This window comes from Mesorhizobium sp. M7A.F.Ca.CA.002.04.1.1 (assembly GCF_004022805.1).
GTDB classification, from domain to species: domain Bacteria; phylum Pseudomonadota; class Alphaproteobacteria; order Rhizobiales; family Rhizobiaceae; genus Mesorhizobium; species Mesorhizobium ciceri.
Window position 1 is genome coordinate 1 of the sequence record NZ_RZPL01000321.1, and the last position, 6,158, is coordinate 6,158.

The following is a 6,158-nucleotide window of genomic DNA, read 5'->3' on the forward strand; positions in this document are numbered from 1 at the left end:
CGGTGCTGGTGCTGCCACTGACCATCCCGGTGCTGATCTTCGGCGTTTCGGCAAGCTATGGGGCGACCGCCAATCCCGACCCGTTTCTGCAGCCCTTCCTCATTCTTGCCGCGCTGACCCTGTTTCTTGGCGTGCTGGGTCCGGTCTCGGCGGCGCTGGCGCTGCGCCATGGCACGGATTGACGCAGCGTATGACTGCGGCTCGGCGACCGATTGCGAAGCCGACGGAGCGAGGCTAAGGAAAAGCATGTCTAGACTGGGCGACATGATCGGCTTGGAAGGCCCCACTTCAGCGGGACCTGCCGCATGAGTGCGCATGCACTCTACGTGACCGCCGCCTATGGCATCACTGCCGTGGTGCTGGCCGGATTGATCGGCTGGATCCTGCTCGACCAGCGGGCGCGCAAGCGTGAGCTTGCCGAACTGGAGGCGTCCGGCGTGAGGCGTCGCTCCGACAAGGTCGCCAAGCCATGAGCACCGAAACGGAAACGCCGCCGCCCAGTCGTCGCCTGTTCGTGCTTCTGCCGCTGCTGATCTTCCTCGGCCTGGCCGGACTGTTCCTGTCGCAACTGCTGTCGGGGCGCGATGCTTCGGAAGTGCCGTCGGCCCTGATCGGCCTGCCTGCGCCGCAAACCAGCCTGCCGGCGCTGGAGGGCTCAAACCTGCCGGGGCTCGATTCGAAAACCTTCGCCGGCAAGGTCACATTGGTCAACGTCTTCGCGTCGTGGTGCGCGCCATGCCGCGAAGAGCACCCGGTGCTTCTGGCGTTGTCGCAGGATAAGCGTTTCACCATGGCAGCGCTGAACTACAAGGACCGGCCCGAAAACGCACGCCGGTTCCTCGGCGATCTCGGCAATCCGTTCCAGGCGATAGGGGTCGACGAAGCGGGCCGCGCGGCGATCGACTGGGGCGTCTACGGCGTGCCGGAAACCTTCGTCATCGGCAAGGACGGCAAGATCGCCTACAAACATGTCGGCCCGCTGACGCCCGAGACGGTGCAGGCGTTGCTGTTGCCGCAGATCGACAAGGCACTGGCGGCGCATTGATATTCAGGTGATGCCGGCCTGCAAACAGCGGCTTCCTGCGCTTCCGGTGCTCGCGTACCAAAAGTACGCTCCGCTCCGGTTCTCGGAAACCACCGTTTTCGACTCGGCCTGACCTGAATCTCAACGCACCTTGGCGGCGCGTCTTATCGGGCTTGAGATCAGCCGTAGATCTGCTTGTGGATCTGGTAGAGCATTTCCGAGCGGTCGGCGCGCATGTCGGCCAGATCGCGGCTGGAAAAGCTGTCGATTTCGGCGACAAGGCGGTTGTAGTGCTTGCGCTTGGCAATGCTGTTGCGAGCGCGGGTCATGAGACTGTCGAGGATCATAGCAAGGTTCCTTTTTGGCGCCGCATTTCGGCGGCGGTTTCTTCCTCCCTTGATCGATACGAAGCATGACATAGTAATGGTGCATTGCAAAAAGAAGATGTTGCAATGCACCATTGCGCTGGACGCATAGCCGGTTAATGCGGCGCTAACGTCATGCGCAGAGCCGGCAAGCGATCTTTTGTGGGACACTGTGCGTACCCACATTGCCTTCTGTCCCTCCGGCTGGCTTGATCCCTGTCATTGATGCCGGGAGGAAAGCATGGCGGCCGCAGACTATTATGAAATTCTCGATCCGCGCTTCGCGCGCCTGTTCAACGGCAACGCGCAGGTCGAGAAGCTGTTCACCGGATGCCAGTGGGCGGAGGGGCCGGCCTGGTTCGCCGCCGGCCGCTATGTCGTCTGGTCCGACATCCCCAACAATCGCATGCTGCGTTATGACGAGACCGACGGCAATGTCAGCGTCTTCCGGCAGCCGTCCGGCAACTCGAACGGCAACACCGTCGACCGGCAGGGCCGGCTGATCACCTGCGAGCATTCGGGCCGCCGCGTCAGCCGCACCGAGTTCGACGGCTCGGTCACCACGATCGCGGCCAAATGGAAAGGCAAGCGGCTGAATTCGCCCAACGACGCGGTGGTGAAATCCGACGGTTCCATCTGGTTCACCGATCCAAGCTACGGCATCGATACGGATTATGAGGGCGACAGGGCTGAGAGCGAAATCGGCGCCTGCCACGTCTACCGGGTCGATCCCGGCACCGGCGAGCTCGAAGCCGTCATCACCGACATGGTCAGGCCCAACGGCCTCGCCTTCTCGCTGGACGAGAGCAAGCTTTATGTCGTCGATACCGGCCGCACGCATGGCGCGCAGAATCCGGCGCATATGCGGGTGTTCAATGTCGGCAAGGGCGGCAAGAAAGTCTCCGGCGAAAAAGTCTTCGCCGACTGCACCGCCGGCCTGTTCGACGGCTTCAGGCTCGACGAGGACGGCCGCATCTGGACCAGTGCCGCCGATGGCATCCATTGCTACGATCCGGACGGCACGCTGATCGGCAAGGTCAAGGTGCCGGAAGTCACCGCCAATTGCGTGTTCGGCGGCAACAAGCTGAATTGCCTCTACATCGCCGGCACCACGTCGCTCTACATGGTGCGGCTGATGGTCAACGGCGCCAAGACATACTGAGAGTTGAACACTGGCGACCGTTCGACGGTTTCATCGAAGCGGGTCGTGAGCACGAACATCCCCGGGAGGACAAGAAATGCCATTCGTCAACATCCGCATCGTCAAGGAAGTGATCGCCGCCGATCCGGCGGGCAAGAAGGCGGATATCGCCAAGAAGGTCACCGCGGCCATCATGGACGCCACCGGGCTGAGCAACGACGATGTCTGGGTGGTTTTTGAAGAGGTCAACGCCCGCGATTGGTACGTTGGGAAGACCGATGTGGAGACGCTGCGAAAGGGGTAATGCGCGATCTTTCCTTCTCCCCTTTTGGGAGGCCGAGACGGTTGAGGGTGGGTGACGGATTGCCGTCAGTGCCAAGCTGGAACATCCCTCATCCGACCTCGCTCGCGAGGCCACCACCCTGGGGCGAGCCACGGGTCTCGCCCCGTCCTTCGGACCCACAAGGGGAGAAGGAAGAGAGGCCGCCGCTCAACGCGAGCGGATAAACTCCGCGAAGGCATTCAGTGCATCATGCATCGCCTGCCGGTTCGCCGGCGCCGCCAGGATGCCCGCCACCTCCGGCGGCTTCCTGCCGAGCAGGGCGATCTCCAGCACATCGTCGTAAAGCGCGAACGACATGGTGCGCATGATCTCAGCCAATGCGGCGCGGGCGAACAGCGAGCGCGGCGAGGCGTGTACCAGCATGGCGGGCTTGGCGACGGCGGCATCGCGCGAGACCAGCCAGTCGAGCGCGTTCTTCAGCCCGCCCGGCACGCCATGGGCATATTCCGGACAGGAGATGATCAGGCCGTCGGCTCGACTGACGGCATGGATCAGCTTGGAGGCTTCGAGCGGTGTCCGCTCGCCTTCATCGTCGGGATTGAAGATCGGCAAACGGCCAAGCCCGTCATGGACGGTGACGCGGCAGCCGGACGGCGCTTCGCGCGCCAGTGTGGCGATCAGCGCCGAATTTGTGGAGGCCGCGCGCAGGCTGCCGGAAATGGCAAGGATGTTCAGCAAGGTATGGAATCGGTCCAGACGCGAATCGCGTCCGCAAAAACTACCACATCGTCTTCTTGTATTCCTCGTCGAGCCAGCGGTCGGTCGCCTCGGCGGAATCGGCAACCGCCAGCTGATCGCGCATGATCTGGCCGAGCGTCGGCAGCGTCGCGCGGTCGTACCAGGTTTCCGGCTTCCACAAATCCGAGCGCATGAAGGCTTTTGCGCAGTGCATGTAGGCCGCCTTGACGCTGACCACGACAACGCTTTGCGGCTCCCTGCCGTCGACGGCGAGCCGTTCGCGCAAATTTGCGTCGACGGTGATGCGGGCATCGCCGTTGACGCGCAGCGTCTCGTTCATGCCGGGGATGAGGAAGAGCAGCCCGACCGGGGGATTGACGAGGATGTTTTCCAGCGTGTCGAGCCGGTTGTTGCCGGGCCGGTCGGGAATGGCGATGGTGGTGTCGTCCAGAACGGTGGCAAAGCCCGGTTTGTCGCCCTTCGGCGTCACGTCGGCATTGCCGGCACCGTCGGACGAGCCAATCAGCACGAATGGGCTCTTGCCGATGAAGGAGCGGCAATGGCCGTCAAGTTTTTTCAGCTCCTTTCGGATAGAACCGTCGGTCGGTCGTGGCGTCTTGTAGATCGTCCTCAACTGGTCGCGCGTGGTGACGAATTCCATGGCCCTTTCCCCTTATTTGCAGGCTCTATTTCCCGGCCTTCTCTTCTTTGCCGGTCTTGTCGTCCAGCGAATGGCGCAGGATCAGCGGCATCTGGCTGAAGGTGAACAGAAGCGTGATCGGCATGATGCCCCAGACCTTGAAAGTAACCCAGGCGTCGGTGGAAAAATTGCGCCACACCACCTCATTGACGATGGCCAGGAACAGGAAGAACAGGCCCCAGCGGAAGGTCAGCTTGCGCCAGCCTTCAGCGTCGAGGCTGAAGGCTGAATCGAAGACATAGCCAAGCAGCGACTTGCCGAAATACAGGCCGCCGAGCAGCACCCCGCCGAACAGCGTGTTGACGATGGTCGGCTTCATCTTGATGAAGATGTCGTCCTGCAGATAGAGCGTCAGCGCGCCGAAAATGAAGACGACGACGCCCGACACCATCGGCATGATCGGCAAGGTGCGGGTGAGCAGCCACGAGGCGATCAGCGCGATTGCCGTGGCGGCCATGAACAGGCCGGTGGCGACGAAGATCGGCCCGCCGAACTCGGCCAGAACAGGGAATTTCTGCACCAGCCATCCGCTGCGCGCATTGGCGAAGAAGAACACCATCAACGGACCCAGCTCCAGCACCAGCTTGAGCAGCGGATTGACGCCTTCCTTCTTCTGCTTCTGCGGGTCCGACGGATCGCGTTCGAGAATGGGTGGGTTCATGGAATCTCTTTCTTGCGCATGATCTGATCCAAAAAGTCTGCACCTTTTTGGGACATGCTTGTTAAGCTACTCCAGCGATCGCCCTGGCGAATTCGCTTGCTGAGAAAGGTTCGAGGTCGTCGACCTGTTCGCCGACGCCGATGAAATAGACCGGCAATTTGTGCTTTGCCGCGATCGCCACCAGAATACCGCCGCGCGCCGTGCCGTCCAGCTTGGTCATCACCAGGCCGTTGACGCCGGCGACATTGCGGAAGATCTCGACCTGGTTGAGCGCGTTCTGGCCGGTGGTGGCGTCGACCGTCTGCAGCACGGTGTGCGGCGCTTCCGGATCGAGCTTGCCGAGCACGCGGACGATCTTTTCGAGCTCGGCCATCAGTTCGGTCTTGTTCTGCAGACGGCCGGCGGTGTCGATGATCAGCACGTCGGAGCCGGCCTCTTTCGCCCGCTCGAATGCATCATAGGCAAGGCCGGCGGCATCGGCGCCGAGCTTGGAGGCGATGACCGGCGATTTCGTCCGCTCGCCCCAGATCTTCAGCTGCTCGATGGCTGCCGCGCGGAACGTGTCGCCGGCGGCGAGCATGACCGACAGGCCGCCATCGGTCAGCTTGGCGGCGAGCTTGCCGATGGTGGTGGTCTTGCCGGTGCCGTTGACGCCAACCACCAGGATGACATGCGGCTTGTGCGAGAGGTCGAGCTCCAGCGGCATGGCGACATGGGTCAGCACTTTTTCCACCTCGGCCGCCATGATGGCGCGGACCTCGGTGTCGGAAACGTCCTTGCCGTAGCGGCTGGCGGCCAGCGCGTCGGTAACGCGCAAGGCGGTCTCCATGCCGAGATCGGCGCGGATCAGCACATCCTCCAGGTCCTGCAAAGTCTCTTCGTCCAGCTTGCGCTTGGTGAAGACGCCGGCAATGTTGCCGGTCAGTTCCTTGGACGAGCGGGCAAGCCCGTCCTTCATGCGCTGGAACCAAGAGCGCCTCGGTGCCGGCTCCGGCGCTTTTTGCGGCTCGGCCTTCTGCTCGACCTTCTTGGTGACGGTCACCTTGCCGGGGGCGGCTTTCGGCTCCGGCGCGGGTGGTGGAAGAGGCTGCGGCTCGGGCGCAATTTCCGCAATGACCGGCTGCGATTCGATCGGCGCAGGCTGGCGAATGGGAGGTGCGATTTCGGCGGCGGGTGCTTCGGGCGTCGGCGCTGAAACTTCTTCCTTCTCCCCGTATAGCGACGGGGAGAAGGTGCCGGCAGGCGG

Annotated in this window: 10 protein-coding genes; 5 read left to right on the forward strand and 5 right to left on the reverse strand. The window is 62.7% G+C overall.

The genetic code is table 11. The annotated features are described in order from the left end of the window. The 3 genes from ENZ75_RS17580 to ENZ75_RS17590 all read left to right on the forward strand — a co-directional run. On the forward strand, positions 1-182 hold a 182-nt coding region (locus ENZ75_RS17580; RefSeq protein ID WP_206617053.1), incomplete at its 5' end, for a heme exporter protein CcmB. A 123-nt stretch (positions 183-305) separates the two neighbouring features. Next, complete coding sequence (ccmD, locus tag ENZ75_RS17585; RefSeq protein ID WP_013528831.1) at positions 306-473, forward strand: heme exporter protein CcmD; 168 nt, start codon at positions 306-308, stop codon at positions 471-473. Then, entirely contained in the window at positions 470-1,045 is a 576-nt protein-coding gene (locus tag ENZ75_RS17590; RefSeq protein WP_063169543.1) for a DsbE family thiol:disulfide interchange protein, read from the forward strand. Before ccmD ends, ENZ75_RS17590 begins: the two co-directional genes overlap by 4 nt. Before the next feature lie 158 nt (positions 1,046-1,203). Here the strand turns inward: ENZ75_RS17590 and ENZ75_RS17595 are convergent, their stop codons facing one another. After that, the gene (locus ENZ75_RS17595) at positions 1,204-1,371 is read right to left on the reverse strand and encodes a hypothetical protein (protein ID WP_013528833.1); all 168 of its coding nucleotides are present in this window, start codon (positions 1,369-1,371) and stop codon (positions 1,204-1,206) included. Between the two features lie 259 nt (positions 1,372-1,630). Between ENZ75_RS17595 and ENZ75_RS17600 the strand changes: the two genes are divergently transcribed. Further along, positions 1,631-2,551, forward strand: coding sequence for an SMP-30/gluconolactonase/LRE family protein (locus tag ENZ75_RS17600; protein WP_063169542.1), 921 nt, complete (start codon positions 1,631-1,633; stop codon positions 2,549-2,551). Between the two features lie 76 nt (positions 2,552-2,627). Then, on the forward strand, positions 2,628-2,834 hold the full coding sequence (locus ENZ75_RS17605; RefSeq protein ID WP_013528835.1) for a 4-oxalocrotonate tautomerase family protein: 207 nt from the start codon (positions 2,628-2,630) through the stop codon (positions 2,832-2,834). 186 nt (positions 2,835-3,020) lie between these two features. On the opposite strand, the gene ENZ75_RS17610 is transcribed toward ENZ75_RS17605, so the two are convergent. The 4 genes from ENZ75_RS17610 to ftsY form a co-directional block, all read right to left on the reverse strand. Further along, positions 3,021-3,551, reverse strand: coding sequence for an NADPH-dependent FMN reductase (locus tag ENZ75_RS17610; RefSeq protein ID WP_063169541.1), 531 nt, complete (start codon positions 3,549-3,551; stop codon positions 3,021-3,023). A gap of 40 nt (positions 3,552-3,591) precedes the next feature. Continuing rightward, complete coding sequence (locus tag ENZ75_RS17615; protein ID WP_013528837.1) at positions 3,592-4,212, reverse strand: pyridoxamine 5'-phosphate oxidase family protein; 621 nt, start codon at positions 4,210-4,212, stop codon at positions 3,592-3,594. Between the two features lie 25 nt (positions 4,213-4,237). After that, complete coding sequence (locus ENZ75_RS17620; RefSeq protein WP_013528838.1) at positions 4,238-4,912, reverse strand: septation protein A; 675 nt, start codon at positions 4,910-4,912, stop codon at positions 4,238-4,240. 61 nt (positions 4,913-4,973) lie between these two features. Further along, the coding region (gene ftsY / locus ENZ75_RS17625) for a signal recognition particle-docking protein FtsY (RefSeq protein ID WP_245481168.1) at positions 4,974-6,158 on the reverse strand (1,185 nt) is incomplete at its 5' end.

What these genes read in the sequence shown, in the direction of transcription:
- ccmD (WP_013528831.1), top strand. Translation starts at nt 306, where the DNA reads ATGAGTGCGCATGCACTCTACGTGACCGCCGCCTATGGCATCACTGCC.
- ENZ75_RS17590 (WP_063169543.1), top strand. Translation starts at nt 470, where the DNA reads ATGAGCACCGAAACGGAAACGCCGCCGCCCAGTCGTCGCCTGTTCGTG.
- ENZ75_RS17595 (WP_013528833.1), bottom strand. Translation starts at nt 1,371, where the DNA reads ATGATCCTCGACAGTCTCATGACCCGCGCTCGCAACAGCATTGCCAAG.
- ENZ75_RS17600 (WP_063169542.1), top strand. Translation starts at nt 1,631, where the DNA reads ATGGCGGCCGCAGACTATTATGAAATTCTCGATCCGCGCTTCGCGCGC.
- ENZ75_RS17605 (WP_013528835.1), top strand. Translation starts at nt 2,628, where the DNA reads ATGCCATTCGTCAACATCCGCATCGTCAAGGAAGTGATCGCCGCCGAT.
- ENZ75_RS17615 (WP_013528837.1), bottom strand. Translation starts at nt 4,212, where the DNA reads ATGGAATTCGTCACCACGCGCGACCAGTTGAGGACGATCTACAAGACG.
- ENZ75_RS17620 (WP_013528838.1), bottom strand. Translation starts at nt 4,912, where the DNA reads ATGAACCCACCCATTCTCGAACGCGATCCGTCGGACCCGCAGAAGCAG.